The organism is Desulfovibrio sp. 3_1_syn3 (assembly GCF_000145315.2).
Taxonomy (GTDB): Bacteria; Desulfobacterota; Desulfovibrionia; order Desulfovibrionales; family Desulfovibrionaceae; genus Desulfovibrio; species Desulfovibrio fairfieldensis.
Map to the genome: position 1 here is coordinate 115179 of NZ_ADDR02000002.1, position 22262 is coordinate 137440.

Consider the following 22262-nt stretch of genomic DNA (forward strand, 5'->3'; position numbering starts at 1 on the left):
TGCTCTTAGAGACAGCCACTAGTCCCGCCGGGGCGTCCGGGCCACGAAAAGCACGCGTGTCTCCCGTGCCCCGGCCGCGCGCAGGGCCCGGCAGGACTCGGCCAGGGTGCTGCCCGTGGTCATCACGTCGTCAATGAGCCAGAGGCACAGGCTCGCGGCATCGGGCGCGGCCTGAAAAGCGCGCCGCACGTTGCGGCGCCGTTGGGCGGCGGCAAGTCCGGCCTGGGGAGGCGCGGGTTTGACGCGGTGCAACAGCTCCGGGCGCAGGGGCAGGCCCGTCAGGCGGTGCAGGGCCTTGGCCAGCTCGTGGGCTTGGTTGAAGCCCCGGCGGCGCAGGTGGGCCGGATGCTGCGGCACGGCCAGCAAGGCGTCGGGGCGGGGCAGACAGCGGGAGGCTTCCAGCAGGCAGGCCCCGAGCAGCGGGGCCAGGGAAAGCTCGCCCCCGAATTTCAACCGCAGCAGGGCGTCGCGCAACGCGCCTTCGTAAAGGCCGTAACAGGCCAGGCCGTCCCAGGGCGGGTCTTCCTGGAGACATTGGCCGCAACGGCTGAGCGGGGCGGGCCGGGACGACGCATCCGCCGTCTGTTTGCCCGTCCCTATCTCCACCGGGGGCAGGCCGCACCGGGGGCAGCGTGGGCCGTTATACGGCAGGAAAAGCAAACAGCATTCCGGGCAGAGCGGCGCGGCGGCCCCGCCGGGGCCGGTGGCCGGGCTTGCGCCGGAAGCGGTTTCAAGGGGCGAGAAGGGGCGCAGGCAATGCGCGCAACGGGTCTGGCTCAGCCCGAGGGCCCGGCACCAGCGCCGCAGAAAACCGGGAATCACGCACTTTGCCCGTCATCTGTCCGGGCTTCGAGCCGTTGCGCCCAGTGACGGCCCCAGGCGCGCAACGCGTCGCAGACAGCCGGGCGTGCCGCCAGGTCTTCCGGCGTGTCCAGGCCGCGCAGCAGGCGTTTTTCCTGAATTCGGGCGTCCTGCGGGGCCAGAAAATATTTGAGGGTCAGCAGCGCGCCCGTGAACAACTGCCCGCCGCGCGGCCTGCCGGCCGACAAAGCCGCCAGCACCGGTTTGACCGGGGGCCGGGGCAGCCCTGCCCTGGGGCCGTGATCGTAGGCCCGCGCGGCCCAGAAGCGTTGGCTTCGGTCGATGAAGCCCTTGAAAAAAGCGGGCAGAGCGTAAAAATAGATGGGTGCGGCCAGCAGCACCAGGGGTGCGGCCTGGAACAGGGCAAAGAGTTCCTCGGCCTGATCGTCGCCCCTGGCCAGCACGCAGGCATGGGGCGGCCTGGCGCAGGCCCCGCAGCCGATACAGGGCGCGATTTTGTACCGGCGCAAAGGCTCTAGGCGTACTTCGGCCCCGGCCTCGGCCGCGCCTTCGGCAAAAAGGCGGGCCAAGCTGTCGGAAACGCCGCCGGGCCGGGGGCTGCACAGGAGCGCCAGAATCTGGTTCACGCCCGGAACTCGCCGCAGAAGGGATTGTTTTTGCGTTCGTCGCCGATGCTGGTGGCCGGGCCATGGCCCGGATAGACAGTGGTGTCTTCCGGCAGGGTGAAAAGCACATCCTTGATGGAGCGCAGCAGGGTGGCCTGGTCGCCGCCGGGGAAGTCCGTGCGGCCCATGGAGCGGTAAAAGAGGGCGTCGCCGGTAAAGACCAGCTTTTCCGCCGGGAAGTACAGGGATACCCCGCCCGGCGTGTGGCCCGGCGTCTCAAGCACCCGGCACTCCATGCCGCCGAAGCTGGCCGATCCCGTGGGCATGGGCAGGCTGTCGAAAGGCGGCACCGGCGGGAAACCCCATATGCCGCCCTTGCCGGATTCGGTCTCGGCCAGGCTGTCGTCGCCCGTGGGGGCGTAAACCACTGCCTTGGTGACTCCGGCCAGTTCGGCCACGCCGTAGAGGTGGTCGAAATGTCGGTGGGTGAGGCAGATGGCGGCCAGGGTAAGTTTGTGTTCCGTCAGATATTCAAGCATGGGCGCGGGCTCGCCGCCCACGTCCACAGCCACGGCCTGACCGGCGGCGTTGTGGATAAGGTAACTGTTGGTCTGCAAGGGCCCCAGAGGGAAGGTGGCTACAGGCATGTGATGTCCTCTGCAAAATAATATAGTATGGCCGCAATGCTATACCACGGGGGCAACGCGGGCAAGAGGCGGAACAACGGGAGAAACAACGGGGGAATGCGGGAGCGCGGCCCGGCGGGAGGCGAGGGTTTCAAGATATTCTCTAGACAATCGGCCACCCCCCGGACTACACTGAAAAGATGAAGCAAATTCCGCAGGATCTGAATCTCGCGCGCGGCGATCTGATGGACATGGAAGGCCTGTTGTGCAGCGGCTTGGCCGCCTTTTTTACATTCAAAGGGCACGCCCTGTATTTTCCCACGCAAAACCCGCCGGACGCGCCGCAGTTTTTGCCGCGCGAGCGTCGTCTTCTGCTGCCGCTGGTCTGGCGGGAGGAATTGTTGGGCGTGCTCATGCTTCACGGAGTACGCGCGCGCGAAGTACGGCCGCTTCTGCCCGCGCTGCCGTCCGTGGTCGCGCTCTGCCTGGAAAACCTGGCCCGCTCCAGGGCCGCGCGCACGGACGCGGTTACCGGCCTGGCGACGGAAGACGCCCTGTATGCGCGCATGGAAGATGAGGCCGCGCGGGTGCGCGCTCACCTGGATGATCCGGCCCAGCCCGACGGCAGGCCCGCGCCCCTGCACCGCCTGTGCATGGGACTTGTGGTGCTGCGTCTGCGCAACGGCGAGGAGATGGCCCGCCAGATCGGTTTTGCCTTCAGTGAAAAATTTCTGCGGCATGTGGCCGAGGCCTGCCGCGCCGGTCTGCCTTCGGATGTACTGGCCGCGCGCGTGGGCCGGTACGAATATGCTCTGCTGTTGTCCGCCAGCGGACGCGGGGCCTGCCACAAGCTGGCCCGCGCCGTTCTGGGCCGCATGGAAGCCGTGAGCCTGCCCGGTCCCCTGACCCGGCAGCCGGTGCGCCCCCTGCTCTGCGCCGGACACGCGCTCTATCCCCAGGACATGCAGGGGCCGGAACTGGTCTTGCCCATGTTCGAGCAGGCCCGCCAGCTTATGGCCCGGGCCCGCCTGGCCGCCGACGTGGCCGCCCAGGGGCAGAGCGGGGCCGGTCTGGGCGGCGAAAGCCGGATCATGCCCTTTGCCCGCATCCTTCAGGACGGCGGCGTGGTGCTGGAAAATCTGCCTCTGGGCCGTCTGCGGATCAGCTTGGGCAGGCAGGCCAAGGCCCGTGAGGGTCTGCGTTTCGCGGTCTGGTCCGGCGGCGCGCGGGACGCGGCCTGCTATAAAGGCGAAATCGTACTGCTGCATGTCCGGGAACTGGATGCCGTGGCTGAAATCCTGCATCTGGAGGACGCGGCCGTGATTCCGGAGCCGGGCGACAGCTTGGCCCTGCTGGACGGACTGCCTGTTCTGAGTCCTTCGGATATGGAAAATGCTCTGGAAGGCATTTCGGATGTTCCCGGCCTTGGCTCTGAGGAAAAAACGCCGGGCAGCGAACCCCGGACGGAGCAGGCCGCCATGGCCCCGGCACAGCCTGCCGCGCCGGGGAAGAATGCGTCGGCGGACGCCCCGTCCCGTGCCGCAACGGAGCGGGAGGAGCAGGGCGCGCAGGGCGATTTACACGGTCACGGCGACTTTTTGAAAAGATTCGCGCGTGAGCGGGAGCAATGCGCGCGTTTTGCCTTGGTCATCGCGCGCCTGGCTCCCAGCGGCGCGCGCGCCGGTAGTGAGCCCGAACGCGGCATGCGCAAGGCGCTGGAGCTCTGGCGGGCCCTGCTCGCGCCGGTCCGGGCCACGGCGGCGGAAGACGCCGGGCGTGCCGAGCCCTTTGGCGGGCGCTACGGCAGCAACAGCCTGATTTTCTTTCATCCCGGCCGCGCGGCTGAGGATCTGCTGCCTGTGTACGCCCAGCTCTGCGAAGGTTTGAAAAAGCACGGTCTGGCGACGGCCGCCGGACTGGCCGGATATCCTTTTTTGCAGTTCCGCAAGGCGGAAATGCAGGATTGCGCGCTCAAGGCTCTGGAATACGCGCTGCTCCTGCCCGAGCCCAAGGCGGGCCTTTGCAATTCCCTGGCCCTGAACATCAGCGCGGACAGGCGCTACAGCCTGGGCGACGTCTTCGGCGCGGTGGAGGAATACAAACTGGCTCTGCTGGCTGACGAGGGCAACGCCATGGCCTGGAACTCACTGGGCGTGTGCATGGCAGCCCTGGGCCGCCAGCATGAAGCGCGCCGTCATTTCCTGGAAGCTCTCAAACACAGCCCGGACGAGGCCCGCGCCGCGCAGATCTGCTACAATCTGGGCACGGTCTGCCAGAATCTGGGCGAACGGCGCGCCGCCGCCCGCTATTACCGCCAATGCGTCAAAATTGCGCCGGACCATCTCTTTGCCCATATCCGCCTGGGCCAGCTCTGCGAGCAGGGCGGCCGACGCGGCGAGGCGCGCCGCTTTTACGAGCGGGCCGCCGCCATTGAGGACGCCCGGCCCGGCACGCCGAGTCCGGCCCGGCGGCATCTGGCCCGGGTGGCCGCGCGCCAGAAACGGGGCGGCGAGGCGCGGGAGCTCCTGCACGAAGCCCTGCTGCGCAATCCCAATGACGCGGCGGCCATGTTGTTGTTGGCTAAAATCTATCTGGACGGCAATGAAGACCCGGCCATGGCCGAGCTGCTGGCGCGCAAGAGCGCGGGCCTGCACGACCGGCCGGAAGCCTGGCAGACCCTGGCCCGCGCCCTGCGCGCGCTGGATCGTGAGGATGAGGCGCGTGTGGCCGACGCGCGGGCGTTGCTGGCCTGAAACCACAAACGGGATATGGATTGCTTCTTTTGTAAATCCAGCACCTTGTTGAACCATGCGGCGACGGGGAATGGTTGGAGCCCAGAGCGTTTTTTCCGTGAAAATCCGCACCGCGAAATTATCGCAAGGCGAATTTACTTCGCCGTTAAGCGATAATTTCAAGCGTAAAATACTCTCCCGACGGCGCGCCGCCTTCCCGGCTTGTGTCGACGTTCCGGTGAACGGCTGTGATCCGGCGGCCCGCGCGGTGTTTCCTCTTGACAGAACCGTGCGGGCCGTCTATGTAAAAAGTGCATGGTGAAAGCATACGCACCAAAAACGTGTCTTCAGCCATAGCGCGAGCCGCCCCGTGGGTTCGCCCGTCTTGCCTTTCCGGGCGTATTCCTTACGCCTCTTAAAGAGATTCCCGCAATATACCGTTCCTGTCGGCACCGCGTTGCCGCAGTGATCGCGTGTTTGCGGCCTCAACGAAATTGTCCGCCGGATTTTCCGCGCCGGACGCGTTTTTCAGGCGCGTTTCGGCCGTAGCCGCGGATGTTTCCCCTCTCTCTTTCTGCCGCTTCCCTTACCGATTGCGCGGCGCTGATGCCGTTGCGCTCCGCATTTTTTGCGCGGGCGCGGCGGTGCCGGTTTTCCGGCGGCGCGCGTTTTGCATACCGGAACAAATCGCCAAGCACTGACGGGACGGCCTCTGGGCCTTTCCCCGCGAACCAACGAGGCAAATACAATGGCAGATATCATCCTTACCCGTCCGCAAGCGGGACAGCATACAGTTCTGGAAAGTGTGGCCGATTCCCGCCTGGTCCTGCAATTCCCTACGGATCAGGCTACCATGGAGCGCGCGGGAGACAACCTCGTCTTCAGTTTTGACGACGGCTCCAGCATTCAGCTTACCAATTTCTACACCCAGTATTCCCAGGAAAGCATGCCGGACTTTGAAGTGGACGGCACCCTGGTGGCCGGGGCGGACTTTTTCAGCGCCTTCGGTCCAGACCTGATGCCCGCCGCCGGTCCGGCGGCGGGAGCCGCCGCCCGCGCCGCCCGCTATAGCGACTTGGGCAACAGCGACCTGCTCGACGGCATCAACCATTTGAACGAGCTGGACTGGGGCATGAATCTGGACCGGCCCTCTGCCGAGGACGTGGACGCCCTGGGCGTGGTCAGCCCGGACGCCGGGGAGACCAACGCCGCGCCCGTGATTTCCATCAGCGGCACGGTGAGCGTGGTGGAAGCCGGTGTATTTGTGGGCGGCAACGATGCCAAGGAGGGCGTTCCCACGGCGAGCGGCCAGGTCAATGCCTATGATCCCGACGGCGACGCGCTGCATTTTGCTTTCGTGGCTCCCGACGGCAGCCTGGTTACCAGCATCACCACGGCCTACGGAACCATCACCATCAATCCCGACGGCACCTATACCTACGTACTGGATAACGACAAGGCCAACGGCCTGGCCGAGGGCGATGTGGTGAACGAGAACTTCACCGTCCAGGTCAGCGACGGGCGCGGCGGCACGGCCACCACGACCGTTACTGTGAACGTGGTGGGCAGCAATGACGTGCCCACTCTGGAACTGGGCAAGGACCACCTTACCGTCACCGACGACGGCGCGAACGCGGCGGAAGGCGCCATCACCGACGGCGGCACGGCCCTGGGCGACGACCCGGACGCGGGCCATGACCTGCACTACAGCTTCGGCACGGACGGCGACGGCAATCCCATTACCAGCATTACGGACGAATACGGCACCCTGACCATTGATCCGGATACCGGCGAATACACCTATACCCTGGACAAGAACAGCGAAGCCGTTCAGAAGCTCAGCGGCGACGGCGACGACGTGACCCAGCGCGTGACCGTGGTGGTTACGGACGAACACGGCGCGCATGCCGAAGTCCCGCTGGACATCACCATCAAGGGCGCCAACGACGTGCCCGTCATCACGGCCGTGACCGAGCACGTCAAGGATATGGGCGTGTTCGGCGAAGACGCCGCGTCAGCCAATAGCGCCACCAAGGATTACACCGGCGGTGAAGGCCATATTCCCGGCGGCGAGCATCGTCTCGGCTTTGAGGGACAGCTTCAGGGCTTTGACCACGAAGGGTCGGACCTGACCTACGGCGTGGTCACCTCCGGCATCGTCGCGGGCGGCGAGCTGACCCTGACCAATCCCGACAATGCCGATGAAACGACGACGCTCAAGGTTCTCAGCGTCAGCACCGACGACGCGGGCACGACCACCATCGTCACCGAAGCGGGCACTTTTACGCTGGACGCCGACGGCCATTACAGTTTTGAGCTCAATACCGACGCGGGCGGCTTTGTGGACGCCATGGGCCAGGGCGACAAGTGGAACCTGACCTTTGATGTCAGCGCCTCGGACGGCGAACTGACCGGCAACAGCAGCCTGACCATCTGCATTGAAGGCACCAACGAGGCCCCGACCATCAGCTGGAGCAAGGTGCATGTGCGCGAGGACGGCGTGGCTCCGGGCGGCAACGAATCCACCACGCCCGACGGCAAGGACAACGGTTTTGTGTTTCCGGATCACCATCGCGTCGAGGTGGAAGGCACTCTTCAGGGCAGCGACCGGGATAATGACGCCCGGCTGACCTACGGCATCGACGTGAACGGCAGGGAAGGCGGCATCAACGAGTCCGGCATTACAGTCAATATGTATACCGGCTCCGGCGGTAACCGCCAGCCTGTTGTCGGGGCCGACGGCAAGCAGGTGACGGAATCCCTGCTCATCAACAGCAGCACCATGTCCACCGACCCGGCGACCGGCCATGCCGTCCAGACCATCGAAACCAACTACGGCACCCTGACCCTGGACACCGTGACCGGGGACTATACCTTTGTTCTGAATACCGAAGCCGCGAATCATCTGGCCCAGGGCGAGAAGTTCGACTTTCACTTCACCACGACAGTGACGGACCAATACGGCGCGCAGGGCCATCACATGCTGGGCGTGACCGTGGAGGGCACCAACGATCAGCCTACCCTCACGGTGGACAATGCCAAGCTGGAAGTGACGGAACATGGCGCGAATTCCGGCAATGAGTATACCAATACCGACGGCGGCCAGGCCACGGGCGCGGATGTCGACCACGGCGCCGAACTCCATTACAGCTTCGGCAACGACGCGGACGGCAATCCGATCACCTCGGTTCCCGACCAGTACGGCACCATGCACATTGATCCGAATACCGGCCGCTACTGGTACGAGCTGGACAACAAGTCGCCGGAAACCCAGAAGCTGGCCGAAGGCCAGAAGGTGGACCCCACGGGCGGCAACGGCTACACGATCCGGGTGACTGACGAGCACGGCGCGTATTCCGAAGAACATGTCGAGGTGGAGATCACCGGAAGCAACGACAATCCCTATCTGGTGAACGGCAGCCAGGTGAACGTGGTGGAAGCCGGCGTGGTGCCGGGCGGCAACACCGCCACGGACGGCAAGGAACGGAGCGAGACCGGCCAGAACGTCATCAAGGATTGGGAAGGCGACGAGCTGACCTATTCTCTCAACGCAAACGCGTCCGACACGCATAATCCCGGCGCCTGGCAGGGCGAAACCGGCACGGACGATCAGGGCTGGCTGACCTACAAGACCGACATCGGCGTCTTCCATCTCGATCCCGCCACGGGCAAGTACTATTTTGTGCTGGATAATGACGCGCAGACGGTTCAGGAACTGAACGCCGGGGAAACCATTCAGCGTTACATCCACTTCACCGTTTCCGACGGCAAGGGCGGCACGCTGGAAACCTGGGCCACGGCCAACATCAAGGGCACTAACGACCAGCCCGAGCTGACGCTGAACCAGCCGGACCTGGGCGTGACGGAAGACGGCACGTTGACCGCCTCCGGCACGGTCGGCGTGACCGACCCGGACCAGGGCGGCGCGAGGGGCGAGAGCTTCACCTTCGGCATCACGGCCAATGATATGGAACATACGGATCAGGGCCACACGCCCGGCATGTCTTCCACTATGGACGGAACCTACGGCACGTTGAGCATTGACCCGAAGACGGGCGAGTATACCTATACGCTGAACAACGGCAGCGAGGCCGTGCAGGAGCTGCGCACGGGCGAAACGCGCACCGAAACCTTCCACGTGGTGGTCAAGGACTCGCAGGGCGCGTTCGACATCAAGGAGGTCACCGTCACCATCCACGGCCAGGACGACGCCATCCGTCTTGATTCCACCGACGCTCAAGTCGTCCAGGTCACCGAAGACGGGGTGAACTTCAATACCAACGTGGACAACCACGCGTCCCAGACGGCGGGCGGCACGTTTGAAGTCACGCCGGTGGACAATCCCGTGGACGAAAACGGCGTCAACCATCTGGTCTACGGCTTCACCGACCCTGACGGCACGTTCCACGCGGGCTCCGTCGACGTGATACAGGACGGCAAGCTCTACGGCACCCTGACCATCGATGCCGAGGGCCACTATACCTTTACCCTGGCGGACAACGCCGACGTCAACGCCCTCAACGCGGGCGAACTGCTCAAGCTGGCCGGTTACGATCTGGCCGTGCGCGACGACCGGCATGCCGACGACATGGTCACCAGCCAGAAGCTGGATCTCTATATCCACGGCACCAACGACCGGCCCTATTTCACCGTCGATGGGGTGGAGAGCAGCGAAATCACGGCGGACGGGCTGGTGGAAAACGGCAACACGGTCATCTCCGGCCAACTGGTTGCCGACGACCCGGATGCCGAGCACAACCCCGGCGACCTCAGCTTCAGCATCGAACATGACGGCAAGCTGGTGCAGGTCGTGGAGGGCAAGTACGGCGTGCTGGAACTGAACCAGGACGGCTCGTACAAGTACACCCTGACCCATCCCGAATTGCTGGAATCCCTGAACGCGGGGCAGAAGCTCTCCGAGCAGGATATTCTGGCTCAGGAAGACTTCAACATTCGCGTCACCGACCCGCAGAACGCCTCTACCTCGGGCAAGCTGGTCATCGACGTCACCGGCTCGGCGGACAATCCGGTCATCACCGTCAGCGGCGAGACCTCCATCCGGGAAGACAGTGGTGAGGACGTCAACCACGCCGCCCAAGATCCGGCCATCCACGGCCAGCTCGGCCTCGACCATATCGTGGATGCCGAGGATACGGGCCATGCGACCTGGAGCAATGAAGGCCAGACCGCTTTCGCGGACGGGGCTGACGGTCAGCCGCTGGGCACGCTCACGGTCAACCCCGACGGCAGCTACACCTATACCCTGAGCGAAAACGGCTCGGCTCTCGTCCAGGCCATGAACGACGGCGAGTCCAAGTACGAAACCTTCAAGGTCCAGGCGGTGATTGAGGGCGGCAAGACCGTTGAACGGGAAATCACCATCGAGATCAAGGGCACCAATGACAAGCCGGTCCTGACCGTGGGTGAGAATCACGAGGCGGCCTTCATCGGCAAGGTGCAGCAGGACGTCTTTGAAGACGACGGCCAGACCTCCGACACGGACCATCCGGGCGTAATCTTTACCGGCACCCTGCCCAAGGACGCCATGAGCGACGTGGATGACCAGACCGGCCTCCGTTACATGCTGGTGGGCGAGGACGGCAATCCCGTCACCGAGCTCAAGACCGACTACGGCACCATCACCCTGACCTATGAAACGGCGGCGGACGGTACCATCATCACCCACTACAAGTATACGCTGGATAACGAAAGCACGGATCTCGACACCGCGCTCAAGGCCGCGCAGGAAGCGGGAAAGGATTTGCTCGACCACGCTCAGGTCGTGGTGGTGGACCCGCACGGCGCCATGTCCGAGAGCGGCCATGATATCACCATCACCATTGATCCGGCTGATCCCGGCCAGGGCGGCGGCGAATATCCCGGCCACAGCCTGGAATTCGACGACAGCAGCATTCTGCACGGCTCCGTGTCGGAAGACGGCAGGGATATAAGCGCCACCGATCATGTGGAGACGACGACCTTTGAAGGCAGGCTTGAGGCCAAGTGGGATGATGGAACGGATGCTCCGGACCGCGTCTTCGGCATCCAGGGCTCGAACGGCCAGCAGGTCCAGAGCAGCGCCGCGGACGGTGGCGCCATCCATGTGGACGGCCAGTACGGCTATCTGATCATTGATCCGGTCACCGGCAAGTACACTTACACCCTGTATAACGGCGAGGACGGCAAGCCCGGCCTGGTGCAGAGTCTGGCCGACGGCGAAAAGGTCACCGAGGACTTCACCCTGATGCTCAACGGCCAGGTGGTGAGAGTCGGCGGCTCGGACGCCAAGATCACGATCGACATCTACGGCACCAATGACGCCCCGGTCATCACCGGCGCAACAGATGCGTCCATCGGTGAGACGGGCCACGACGGCCTGACCAGCGACATGACGGCCACGGGCACGGTGACGGCCACGGACATTGACCACGCGCTGGACGCGGACGGCAAGCCCACCGGCGGCACGGAATCGGTGACGTATTACTTCGTTGACCAGGACGGCAACCATGTCACGTCCATGCCGACCGAGTACGGCACCATTGAAATCAACCCCGACGGCACGTACACTTTCCATCTGGATACGAACAAGCTGCCGCAGGATCTGGTACAGAACTATCCCGGCGGCATCGTGCATCTCACCGCCGGTACGCATCTGAGCGAGACCTTCCAGGTGGTGGCTTACGACGGCAAGGACTACAGCGAGCCGCAGGATGTGACCGTCACCATCGACGGAACCAACTATGGTCCGGAAGTAACGGCGACCGACGTGACCCTGGCTGTGACCGAGGACGGAACCCTGACGGACAGCGGCATGTTGCGCGGCCTGTTCCATGACGACGAGGGCATGGGCAACCTGACCTTTACCGCCACTGCCGAGGACGGCAGGAGCGGCACGGTGGTGCAGGGTACGTACGGCACCCTGCAACTGGTGAACGGCGAGTATGTCTACACCCTGAACAACGCCGATCCGGCCGTGCAGGGCCTGGACGCCGACCATCCGGGCACGGACACTTTCCATATCACGGCCACGGACGAACACGGCAAGACCAGCACCGTGGAGATCACGGTGAACGTCACCGGCAAGGATGACGCGCCGGTGCTCTCCGTGGACAAGGTGCTGACCGTGCGCGAGGGCGACAGTGACAGGGCCGGCGACAGCGGCCAGGCCACAGCCTATGATGCGGACAGCGTGGATCAGTCTGACGGCGCGCTGCGCTACGGCCTGAAGGTGCCCACGGACGCCGACGGCAAGCCCCTGCACAATGCGGTGCTCAATGACGACGGCAGCATTACCAATGACTTCGGTACATTCAGGGTCAACCAGGACGGTACGTACTCCTTCGACCTGAATAACGAGTCCGATGCCGTGCGCGCCCTGACCTCGGGCAGCCTCACGGAAACCTCGGTGATTCTGACGGTGACGGACAGCCAGGACAATGAGACCAGCCTGAACGTCAAGGTGGACATTACCGGCACCAATACCGCGCCGGACCTGACCATTGATCTGGAGCCCAACGTCGACAGCCCGGTGGTGGAAAACGGCGCGGACAGCGCGGATTCGTTGTCCGGCTCATTCATTGCCAAGGATGTGGACGGCACGGTGACGTCCGTCACCGCTACTGACGGCAGCTACGGCAAGGTGGAACTGGTTCGTGGTGAAGACGGCCAATGGACCTACAAGTACACTCTGGACGAGCGGGCCGAAGTCCTGGGCGAAGGTGAAACGAGAACCGACACCTTCACCGTGACGGTGACGGACGCGGAAGGCGCGACCACGGAAAAGACCGTGACCGTGCATATTGAAGGCACCAACGACGCGCCGGTCATTGATACGGCCACGGCGGCCAATAATGCCGGTTCCCTGAACTTCCACGACGTGGATGCCAACGACAGCCACACCCTGTCCGTGGTGATCGGCGACCAGGAATACCCGGTTGGGGAGGGCGGCGTCGTGACCATCGACGGCAAGGGCACGTTCAGCTTTACCGAAAACGCTGACGGCAATTGGACATACAGGTTCGAGGCCGACCCCGCCGTGCAGGCCGGTATGAAGGAAGGCGACAAGGAGAACCTGAGCTTCCAGATCAAGGTCAGCGACGGGCATGACAGCGCCACGTCCAAGAATCTGACTGTGACCATCGACGGCACCAACAAGGCTCCGCAGATCGGCCAGGCGGCCCTGGTGCTGGGCCTGACCGGCCTGGTGCCGGACGCGGACTTCAGCATCACGTCCAACGACACTAACGCCGACCAGCACGACAACAGCCTGCCGACGCATGACGTGCCGGTTCACGGCCAGGAGCAGGGCGACGCGCTGCACTATGACTTTGCGGATATGAACGCCCAGGGCGACGTGCAGGGGACGTTCGGCACACTGCACTTTGACGCGAATACCGGCCAGTACAGCTATACGCTGGATACCTCGGCGGATAACCTCAAGGATCTGGCCGCTGCTCACGCCGAAGGCCATGACCTGACCGAACACTTTGATTACACGGTGTCCGACAACCTTAACGATCCCGTCTCGGGCCATGTGGACGTCAGCCTTGCCACACCTTCACCCAGCGCCGGCGGCAACCTCGGTGACGCGCATGCCGACGCCGCTCAGGTGCTGTTCGGCGGCGAAGGGGCGGAAACCCTGCACGGCGGCGAGGGCGACGACATCCTCTCCGGCGGTCAGGGCGACGACATCCTGTATGGCGGAGCGGGCAGCGACTACCTCTACGGCGGAGCCGGAAACGACTTTCTGGACGGCGGCGACGACACGGCTGTGGACCACCTATACGGCGGCGACGGCAACGACATCATGATGTATCACCCCAATGACGTCATTGACGGCGGTTCCGGCATGGACGTGCTCCTGGTAGGCAGCGACAATATGGATTCGCTCTTCCAGGGCGGGCAGCTTGATTCCAACGTCACCGATGTGGAAGTGATCATCAGCGGCGAAGACGTTTCGAATCTGACCAATATGGACGCCTTGAGCAACATCGGCATCACTGTGAACGATAGCTCGCTGTCGCTGGGCGACGGCTGGACCAAGGCGGACGATGCCCCTGACGGCTACCACGCCTATACCAACGGCGACGTGACTGTGACCGTGGGCTCGGACGTGCATGTGGATACGATGCAGGCGCAGACCGAGCAGGCTATGACCCAGGTGCAGATGGAAAACAGCTAAAAAACATACAGCCGGACAGCGTCCGGTATAAACAAGGCCCGTGCCGGGATTCCCGGCACGGGCCTTTTGCATAAGGGGCTTTAGCCAGTTGAGCGAGCGTTTGCGAGCGAAACAGAAATCCACCCGCTATGCGGGTGGAAATAATTTGTTATACAAAAAACACCTTTCCCATACGATAGAGTTGTTCAAGCCCATCGTAATTTTTAAGGGAAAGGTGTTTTTATATGGGAACTCGAGTTCAAAGTTTAGCCCACACAAAATGGTTGTGCAAGTATCACATTGTCTTTTCTCCAAAATACAGGCGGAAAATAATATTTGCCAACATTCGAGAAAGTATCGGAGAAATTCTTAAGGACTTATGCAAATATAAAGGTGTTGAAATTATCGAGGGCCATCTCATGCCGGATCATGTGCACATGCTGGTGAGTATTCCTCCAAAAATCAGTGTATCAAGTTTCATGGGGTACCTGAAAGGAAAAAGCTCATTGATGATTTTCGATAAGCATGCAAACCTGAAGTACAAATTTGGCAATAGGAAATTCTGGGCGGAAGGATATTTCGTCAGTACGGTAGGACTCAATGAGGTAACGGTCAAAAAATACATTCAGCAGCAAGAGAAGCATGATATTCTGCAAGATCGAGTAAGTACCCGAGAATACCAAAACCCCTTCCAGGGGTAAGCCAAAGCGGCAAGGGCACTGGGCTTGAACAAAGTGAAAGCCAGCGCCTTTAGACGCTGGCCGGTAACAAGCCCTTATAGGGCTGGAGCAAACCACCCGCTATGCGGGTGGTTTTGATTTTGCGGCCTGAGGGCAGCGTCAGCCTTACAAATGTCGACCTGCTGACAGCGTTTTTCAGAGTCGGCTCCTAAACTTCGAAGAGCATTTCCAGATCTTCCCTGGTCAGCGACTTCCAGGTGTCCTGGCCCGGAATAATGGCTTCGGCCACGCCGCGCTTGGCTTCCTGCAGCTTGAGGATCTTTTCCTCCACCGTGTTCTGGCAGATCAGCTTGTAGGAAAAGACCTGGCGGGTCTGGCCGATGCGGTGGGTGCGGTCCGTGGCCTGGCTTTCCACGGCCGGGTTCCACCACGGGTCGTAGTGGATGACGTAGTCGGCGGAGGTCAGGTTCAGGCCCGTGCCGCCCGCCTTGAGCGAGATCAGGAAAATGGGAATGTCCGGGCTGTTGTTGAAGCGGTCCACCTGATCAAAGCGGTCCTTGCTGGCTCCGTCCAGGTAGCAGAAGGGCACCTGGGAGAATTCCAGCCACTGCTTGATGATTTGCAGCATCTGCACGAACTGGGAGAAGACCAGCACCTTGTGCCCGCCTTCCACTATTTCCAGGACCATGTCCTTGAAGGCGTCGAACTTGCCCGAGGGCAGATTATTGGAAAAGCCGGGCAGGTCCATCTTGAGCAGGCGCGGGTGGCAGCAGATCTGGCGCAGCTTGAGCAGGGCGTCCAGAATGGACATCTGGCTTTTGGCCAGGCCTTTCTGGTCCACATCGGCCAGCACCTGGGCGCGCAGCTTGCGGGCCAGGGCTGCGTAGAGCTCGGCCTGGGCTTCTTCCAGGGCGCAGCAGGTGACGCTTTCCACCTTGGGCGGCAGGTCTTTGGCCACCTCGGCCTTGGTGCGGCGCAGGATAAAGGGCCGCACGCGGGTGCGCAGATAATCCAGGGTTTCGGCGTCGCCGTCCTTGATGGGCTTGACGATGCCGCGCTGGAAGGCGTGCTGCGAGCCCAGGAAGCCGGGCATCAGGAACTCGAACAGGGACCAGAGCTCGAAGAGATTGTTCTCAATGGGCGTGCCCGAGAGGCACAACCGCATGCGGGCGTTGATCCGGCGCACGGCGCGGGCCGTGATGGTGTTGGGATTTTTGATGTTCTGGGCTTCGTCCAGAATCACGGTGTTGAACTCGTACTTTTCCATCTCCTCCAGGTCGCGCCGCAGCAGCGCGTAGGTGGTGATGACCAGGTCCGAGCCCGCGATGTGCTTGAACATGCCCTCGCGCCGCGTGCCGTAGATGGTCAGGCGCTTGAGGCCGGGCACGAATTTCTCCGCTTCGCGCTCCCAGTTGGGCAGCACCGAGGTGGGCACCACGATGAGGTTGGGGCCTTCGTAATGGCTTTCCACCATGTACTGGATAAAGGCCAGGGTCTGCACGGTCTTGCCCAGGCCCATTTCGTCGGCCAGGATGCCGCCGAAGCCGTATTCCGAAAGGAAGTTCAGGTAAGACAGGCCCTGCGCCTGGTAGGCGCGCAGATTGGCGTCGAGGCCCTTGGGCGGGTCGATGGGCCGCACCTCGCGGAAGGAGCGGATTTTCTCGCGCAAATTGTTCCAGAAGGAATCCGTGGCCGCGCCGGGCAGGTCTTCCAGCAGGCTGTCCAGCACCGGGGCCTCGAACTGCTTGAATTTCTGCTGCGGGGGCTTGCTGGGGTCCAGGCCCAGGGCCGTGAGCTTGTGCGAGAGCTTTTCCAGCCAGGCTTCGGGCAGGCTTGTGTAGGAGCCGTCCTTGAGCTGCACATAGCGTTTGCCGCGCGACCAAGCCTTCCAGATCTTTTCCAGGGGCAGGGTCTGGCCCTCGTAGTCCACGCTGATGTCCAGGGAAAACCACTTTTCTTTTTCGTTGCTGGTCACCTGGGCCGTGATGGTGGACTTGGCCGTGCGCATCTTGTAGCGCGAGAGGGCGCGTTCGCCGTAGACCCGGTAGCTTTCCACCAGCTTGGGGTAGGAGTCGAGCAGAAAGGCAATGGCTTCCTCCGGCTCCAGAAACCAGAGTTTGCTGGAACGGGCCTGGAAGTCCATGCCGGAAAGCTCGTTCATGAGCTGGGCTTCCTCCTCCTGATGGCGGCGCACCAGGCAGGTCTGGCCTTCATAGCTGTAGCTGCCGGTCTGGAAATCCGGGTTGGGCCCGTTGAGCGTGAATTCGCCGTGCTTGGTTTCGTAGATGTTGTCGATTTCCAAGGTCAGCAGGCTGCCTTCCTCGTCCAGAAAGAGCTTGGGATTGTAGGTGGCGGGCTGGAAAACCGGCTCCATGAGCTTGAGGAATTCCTGCGGCTCGTAGAGTTCCGAGGCGGGCAGGCGGGTCCAGACGCGGTCCAGGAATTCCGAGATTTCCTCATGCGGCACCACCGGGCGCTCGTAAATCAGGTTGCGCACCAGGGACGGGTAAAGCCCGGTCTGCACGGGGTAGAAATTGTGCTGGTAGCAGACCCAGAGCGGCATCTGGCCGTGAAAGGTGATGGGCGCGTCCTCCAGGTTGGCTTGCCCGGAGACGCCCTGCCCGGCGGAATTGCCCGCGCGGATGGGCAGAGGCGGGCGGCCTTCGCGTTTCAGCAGCACTTCAAAGCTGAAACCCGCATCGTCCAGATTGGGCTTGAGCTTGAGGGCGAAGGGCGTGCTTTCGATGCGGCAGGGTTTGTCCGTATCCTTCCAGAGCAGGTAATATTCCTTGCGCACGGACCAGAAAAACCAGGAGGTCAGGCCGTCGGGGATTTCCACCCGATGGCCGTAATAGTCGAGATGCTGGCCGATCTGGCGGGCCACATGCGGCAGCTGGGGCGAAAATTCGCACCAGTCCGGGTTCTGGATGATCTGCTCCAGGGTCACTTCGTTGTGCACGCTGGACAGTCCGGATTTGTTCTGCCTGCCCCGGAAAAAGGAAACCAGCAGCCGCCCCTGCTCCGGCGCGAAACGGAAGATCAGGTAATGGCGGCCCGGCTCGGGTTCCATGTCCGTGGAGAAGAAATTCCGGAAGCTCTGCTTCCAGTCCGTGGTGGGCGACGGGGTTTCCTCGGGGTCGCCCTGTTCCTTGCGTAGCTCTTCAATGAGGCGCAGGGCCAGAGCCGCCACATGCCGGCAGATGCCGGTGAAGGCGTCCGAGCAGTTGCACTGGTGGCGCGTGCTGCGGTCCGTGATGGTGAAACTCAGGCTCGGCGTATAGACCTGGAGATCTTCCCCCTGGATCACGCCCTGCACGTCCCAGGTCTCGCCTTCCTGAATATTTATTTTTTGCACCCCGCCTTCGGACAGGATATAGTAGGCGGCGTCACGGATATATTCCGGCACGCTGTCGTGCAAAAACGCCTGACACATTTCACGGACGACGCTTTGTTCTGATCGGCTCATGCATCCCTCAAGATAGTCCCGCGCCGGGCGTTCCCCCCGGAGCCGCCTGACGCAGGGCGCTGTTCTGACATTTGTGACAACTAGCACAGGTTACAGGATGAAAGCAACCGCAAGCGCGCAAATTATGAAAAAAATATTCCTGACCGCGATGGTCATGATGCTGCCCTGGCTGGCGGCCCTCAATCCGTCGGCGGCCCGTTCCGCAACAGCGGCGGAAGACCCGTCGCAGGACATGCCGATGGAGGACGCGCCCCATGTTTCGTCTTCCGGCAAGGGCGAATCCCCGGCCTACGGCGACCGCATTCTCTTCGGCAGCATCGGCGAGGCCTCCAATCTGATCCCCTACCTGACCTCGGATTCGGCCTCGCATGAAGTGGCCGACATGCTCTATGTGGCCCCGTTGCGCTACAACAAGGATTTGCAGCCCGAGCCCTGGGCCGCCGAATCCTGGAGCATGGAAGAGGGCGGACGGCTGATGCGCTTCACCCTGCGCAAGGGCATTCTGTGGGAGGACGGGCAGGAACTCACCGCCGAGGACGTGGCCTTTACCTATAAGCTGGTCATTGACCCGGCCACGGGCAGCCCCTATGCCGAGGATTTTCTGCGGATCAAGGAATTGCGCGTGCTGGACCGCTATACGTTTGAGGTGCGTTACGAGCAGTTCTTCGCCAGGGCCGTTTCCTCCTGGATGAGCCCCATTCTGCCCAAACACATTCTGGAAGGGCAGAATATCCGTGAAACCCCCTTTGCCCGCAAACCCGTGGGAGCCGGGCCCTACCGCCTGAAATCCTGGGAACCGGGCAGCCGCATCACGCTCACGGCCTCGCCCACCTATTTCGACGGCAAGCCCCACATCAGCGAAGTGGTCTACCGGATTATTCCGGACAGCGCCACCATGTTCATGGAAACCCGCGCGGGCCGCCTGGACGTCATGGACCTGAGCCCCCTGCAGTATCTGCGCCAGACCTCCGGCCCGCTCTGGGAGGAGCAGTTTCATAAATACCGCTACCTGGCCTCGGTCTATGTTTTTCTGGGTTTCAACCTGGAGCATCCCTTCTTTAAGGATGTGCGGGTGCGCCGGGCCATATCCATGGCCATCAACCGCGACGAAATCGTGAAGGGCGTATTGCTGGGGCAGGGCGTGCCCGCCTTCGGGCCGTTCAAGCCCGGCTCCTGGGCCTATCATCCCACGCTCAAGCCCGTGGCGCAGAATGTGGCGGCGGCCCGCGCCCTGCTGGACGAGGCCGGTTTCAGGGATACGGGCGGCGACAACGTGCTGACCAAGGACGGCAGGCCCCTGGCCTTCACCATTCTGACCAATCAGGGCAATGAGCAGCGTATTCTCACGGCCACGGTGATCCAGTCCCAGCTCCGGGCCGTGGGCATCGACGTGCGCATCCGCACTGTGGAGTGGGCGGCCTTTATCCGCGAATTCGTGAACAAGGGCCGTTTCGACGCTGTGATTCTGGGCTGGACCATCACCCAGGACCCGGACATCTTTCAGGTCTGGCATTCCTCGCAGGCCCATGACGGCGGCCTGAATTTTACCCACTACAAGAACCCGGAGCTGGACCGCCTGCTGGAAGAGGCGCGCTCCACGCCGGACCAGGCCGTGCGCACGCGGCTGTACGCGCGGGCCCAGGAAATCCTGGCCGATGACCAGCCCTACTGCTTTTTGTTCGTGCCTTACGCCCTGCCCGTGGTGCAGCGGCGCTTCATGGGCATCAAACCGGCTTTGGCCGGAATCATGTACAATTTCGACAAGTGGTGGGTGCCCAAGGCCTTGCAGCGCTATGAGGTGGTGGAGTAGGGGCGACCGGCAGGCGGGTTGCGGCGGGCTGTCCGCGACCGCGAGGCCAGACGCGCGGGCCGGGCGCGGCCGGGGCTTTTCCGCCGTTGACAAGGCCGCTCTTGTCGGAACATAGTCAAAAAAGTGTCTCATCCCGCTCATTTTTCACAGCTTGGCAGGGCTGACCCATGATCCGCATTCAGGAAATTCTCGACAAAGTGGCGGCCAACAACCAGAACGCAGATCTGGAGCTGATCCAGAAGGCCTATGTGTTCGCCGCCACGGCCCACGCCGGGCAGACACGCCTTTCCGGCGAGCCCTACCTCTCCCATCCCCTGGCCGTGGCCGACACCCTGGCGGAAATGGGCTTTGACGAGCCCACGGTGGCCGCGGGCCTGCTGCATGACACCGTGGAGGACACCAAGGCCACCATTGAGGAGATAGACGAGAATTTCGGTGAGGAAGTGGCCGACATTGTGGACGGGGTCACCAAAATCAGCATGATCCCGTTTGAAAACAAGGAGGAAGCCCAGGCCGAGAATATCCGCAAGATGATCCTGGCCATGAGCCATGACATGCGCGTGCTGATGGTCAAGCTGGCCGACCGCCAGCACAACATGAGCACCCTGGATTTCCAGAAAGCCCACAAGCAGAAGCGCATCGCCCAGGAAACCATGGACATCTACGCGCCCCTGGCCAACCGCCTGGGCCTCTATATGCTCAAGCGCAACCTGGAGGACCTGAGCTTCAAATATCTGCGGCCGGATGTTTTCAACCAGATCGACCACTGGCTGGACAAGCATCAGGTGGTGGAAAAGCACATCATCGACAAGGTGGTGGGGCTGATCCAGGATCTGCTGGCTTCCAACCATATTCAGGGCCAAGTCTACGGCCGCATCAAGCACAAGTACAGTATTTACAAGAAAATGCAGTCCCAGTCCCTGACCCTGGATGAAATGCACGACATCATGGCCTTCCGCGTGCTGGTCAAGGACATTAAGGATTGTTACGCGGTGCTCGGCCTGGTGCACTCGCAGTGGCGGCCCGTGCACGGGCGCTTCAAAGACTATATTTCCATGCCCAAGGCCAACGGCTACCAGAGCCTGCACACCACGGTCATCGGGCCCGAGGGCGAGCGCATCGAAATTCAGATCCGCACCGAGGACATGCACCGCCAGGCCGAGCACGGCGTGGCCGCGCACTGGCTGTACAAGGAAAAAGGCCGGGTCAACAGCAAGGATCTGGAGCAGTTCTCCTGGTTGCGGGAAATTTTTGAACGCCAGGGCGACGAGACGGACTCGCGCGAATTCATGCACGCGCTGAAAATGGACCTCTTCAAGGACGAGGTCTACGTCTACACCCCGGCCGGGGACGTCAAGGAGCTGCCCGAGGGAGCCACGCCCTTGGATTTCGCCTTTCTGATCCACACCAAGGTGGGCCAGCACTGCGCCGGGGCCAAGGTCAACGGGCGGCTCATGCCTCTGAGCACGGAGCTGAAAAACGGCGATATCGTGGAAATCGTCACGGACCCGGCGCGCAATCCCAACCGGGACTGGCTCAAGCTGGTCAAGACCGCCAAGGCCCGCAGCCGCATTCAGCGCTATTTGCGCACGGAGGAGCGGGCCCATGCCGTGGCCTTGGGCCGCGACATGCTGGAGAAAGAAGGCCGCAAGGTCAGCCTCAATGTGGGCAAGGCCCTCAAGGAAGGTCATCTGGCCTTGGTGGCCCAGGAAATGAATTTCGAAAGCGTGGACGACCTGATCGCCGCCGTGGGTTACGCCCATTTGACTCCGCGCAAGATTTTGAACCGCCTCTATGCCGTGCTCCACCCCAATGAGGCCGCCCCGGCCGCGCCCGCGGCCCCCAGCGTCAAGGAGAGCAAGGAAGAGGCCGTCCGCAAGACCGAGGGCGTGGGCATTTCCGGCGTGGACGGCGTGTTGATGCGCTTCGCCAAATGCTGTAACCCTGTGCCGGGCGACCCCATCATCGGCTATATCAGCCGGGGCATGGGCGTCAGCGTGCACCGGGCGGACTGCCCCAATGTGGCCAATATGGAGCCGGAGCGCCTGATCTCCGTGCACTGGGACGGCGCGGAGGAAAAACCCTACGAAGCCGGTATCTTCATCATTGCCAAAAACGTGCAGGGCGTGCTGGCGGAAGTGGCCCAGGTCCTGGCCAAAAACAATGTGAACATCACCGGCCTGAACATGGACAATATGGTGGACGGCCGCGCCAAGCTGCGCTTTACCGTGGAAGTGCGCGACGCTACACAGCTCTACCAGCTCATCGAGGCCATCCGCGCCCTGCCGTCCATCCTGGAAGTGGTGCGCGACACTGAGGATGTGTGAGGAAAAGTAAAGTGCATTCTTTTCTTTGAGATTA

At 62.5% G+C, this 22262-nt stretch carries 10 protein-coding genes; 6 read left to right on the forward strand and 4 right to left on the reverse strand.

Translation table 11 applies throughout. The features are described from left to right. Window positions 1-18: 18 nt before the first annotated feature. Genes HMPREF0326_RS11835 through HMPREF0326_RS11845 form a run of 3 tightly spaced genes read right to left on the reverse strand, consistent with a single transcriptional unit; the run spans window position 19 to window position 2074 of the window. Entirely contained in the window at window positions 19-822 is an 804-nt protein-coding gene (locus HMPREF0326_RS11835) for a ComF family protein (protein WP_020990566.1), read from the reverse strand. Continuing rightward, window positions 819-1448 carry a flavodoxin family protein gene (locus HMPREF0326_RS11840; protein ID WP_008685055.1) on the reverse strand — a complete coding sequence of 210 codons (630 nt, stop codon included), beginning with the start codon at window positions 1446-1448 and terminating at the stop codon, window positions 819-821. Before HMPREF0326_RS11840 ends, HMPREF0326_RS11835 begins: the two co-directional genes overlap by 4 nt. Further along, entirely contained in the window at window positions 1445-2074 is a 630-nt protein-coding gene (locus HMPREF0326_RS11845; RefSeq protein WP_008685054.1) for an MBL fold metallo-hydrolase, read from the reverse strand. Before HMPREF0326_RS11845 ends, HMPREF0326_RS11840 begins: the two co-directional genes overlap by 4 nt. 179 nt (window positions 2075-2253) lie before the next feature. Between HMPREF0326_RS11845 and HMPREF0326_RS11850 the strand changes: the two genes are divergently transcribed. From HMPREF0326_RS11850 to tnpA, 4 genes are all read left to right on the forward strand, one after another. Then, complete coding sequence (locus HMPREF0326_RS11850; RefSeq protein WP_020990567.1) at window positions 2254-4806, forward strand: tetratricopeptide repeat protein; 2553 nt, start codon at window positions 2254-2256, stop codon at window positions 4804-4806. Window positions 4807-4876: 70 nt separating this feature from the next. Further along, the gene (locus HMPREF0326_RS16260) at window positions 4877-5107 is read left to right on the forward strand and encodes a hypothetical protein (RefSeq protein ID WP_008685051.1); all 231 of its coding nucleotides are present in this window, start codon (window positions 4877-4879) and stop codon (window positions 5105-5107) included. A gap of 426 nt (window positions 5108-5533) precedes the next feature. Next, window positions 5534-13966, forward strand: coding sequence for a VCBS domain-containing protein (locus HMPREF0326_RS11855; RefSeq protein ID WP_008685050.1), 8433 nt, complete (start codon window positions 5534-5536; stop codon window positions 13964-13966). 224 nt (window positions 13967-14190) lie between these two features. Then, window positions 14191-14646, forward strand: coding sequence for an IS200/IS605 family transposase (gene tnpA, locus HMPREF0326_RS11860; RefSeq protein ID WP_008686514.1), 456 nt, complete (start codon window positions 14191-14193; stop codon window positions 14644-14646). A 187-nt stretch (window positions 14647-14833) separates the two neighbouring features. Here tnpA and HMPREF0326_RS11865 read toward each other — a convergent pair whose 3' ends face one another. Then, a complete protein-coding gene (locus HMPREF0326_RS11865) occupies window positions 14834-18091 on the reverse strand; it encodes a DEAD/DEAH box helicase (RefSeq protein ID WP_008685049.1) in 3258 nt (1085 codons plus the stop codon). A gap of 124 nt (window positions 18092-18215) precedes the next feature. Between HMPREF0326_RS11865 and HMPREF0326_RS11870 the strand changes: the two genes are divergently transcribed. Together HMPREF0326_RS11870 and HMPREF0326_RS11875 are read left to right on the forward strand one after the other, a co-directional pair. Next, window positions 18216-19901, forward strand: a complete 1686-nt coding sequence (locus HMPREF0326_RS11870; protein ID WP_008685048.1) for an ABC transporter substrate-binding protein — start codon at window positions 18216-18218, stop codon at window positions 19899-19901. 167 nt (window positions 19902-20068) lie between these two features. Beyond that, window positions 20069-22228 carry a RelA/SpoT family protein gene (locus HMPREF0326_RS11875; RefSeq protein WP_008685047.1) on the forward strand — a complete coding sequence of 720 codons (2160 nt, stop codon included), beginning with the start codon at window positions 20069-20071 and terminating at the stop codon, window positions 22226-22228. Window positions 22229-22262: the final 34 nt, after the last annotated feature.

Coding starts and splice junctions, on each gene's coding strand:
- HMPREF0326_RS11845 (WP_008685054.1), bottom strand. CDS start 2,074: ATGCCTGTAGCCACCTTCCCTCTGGGGCCCTTGCAGACCAACAGTTAC.
- tnpA (WP_008686514.1), top strand. CDS start 14,191: ATGGGAACTCGAGTTCAAAGTTTAGCCCACACAAAATGGTTGTGCAAG.
- HMPREF0326_RS11875 (WP_008685047.1), top strand. CDS start 20,069: ATGATCCGCATTCAGGAAATTCTCGACAAAGTGGCGGCCAACAACCAG.
- HMPREF0326_RS11870 (WP_008685048.1), top strand. CDS start 18,216: ATGAAAAAAATATTCCTGACCGCGATGGTCATGATGCTGCCCTGGCTG.
- HMPREF0326_RS11855 (WP_008685050.1), top strand. CDS start 5,534: ATGGCAGATATCATCCTTACCCGTCCGCAAGCGGGACAGCATACAGTT.
- HMPREF0326_RS11850 (WP_020990567.1), top strand. CDS start 2,254: ATGAAGCAAATTCCGCAGGATCTGAATCTCGCGCGCGGCGATCTGATG.
- HMPREF0326_RS11865 (WP_008685049.1), bottom strand. CDS start 18,091: ATGAGCCGATCAGAACAAAGCGTCGTCCGTGAAATGTGTCAGGCGTTT.
- HMPREF0326_RS16260 (WP_008685051.1), top strand. CDS start 4,877: ATGGTTGGAGCCCAGAGCGTTTTTTCCGTGAAAATCCGCACCGCGAAA.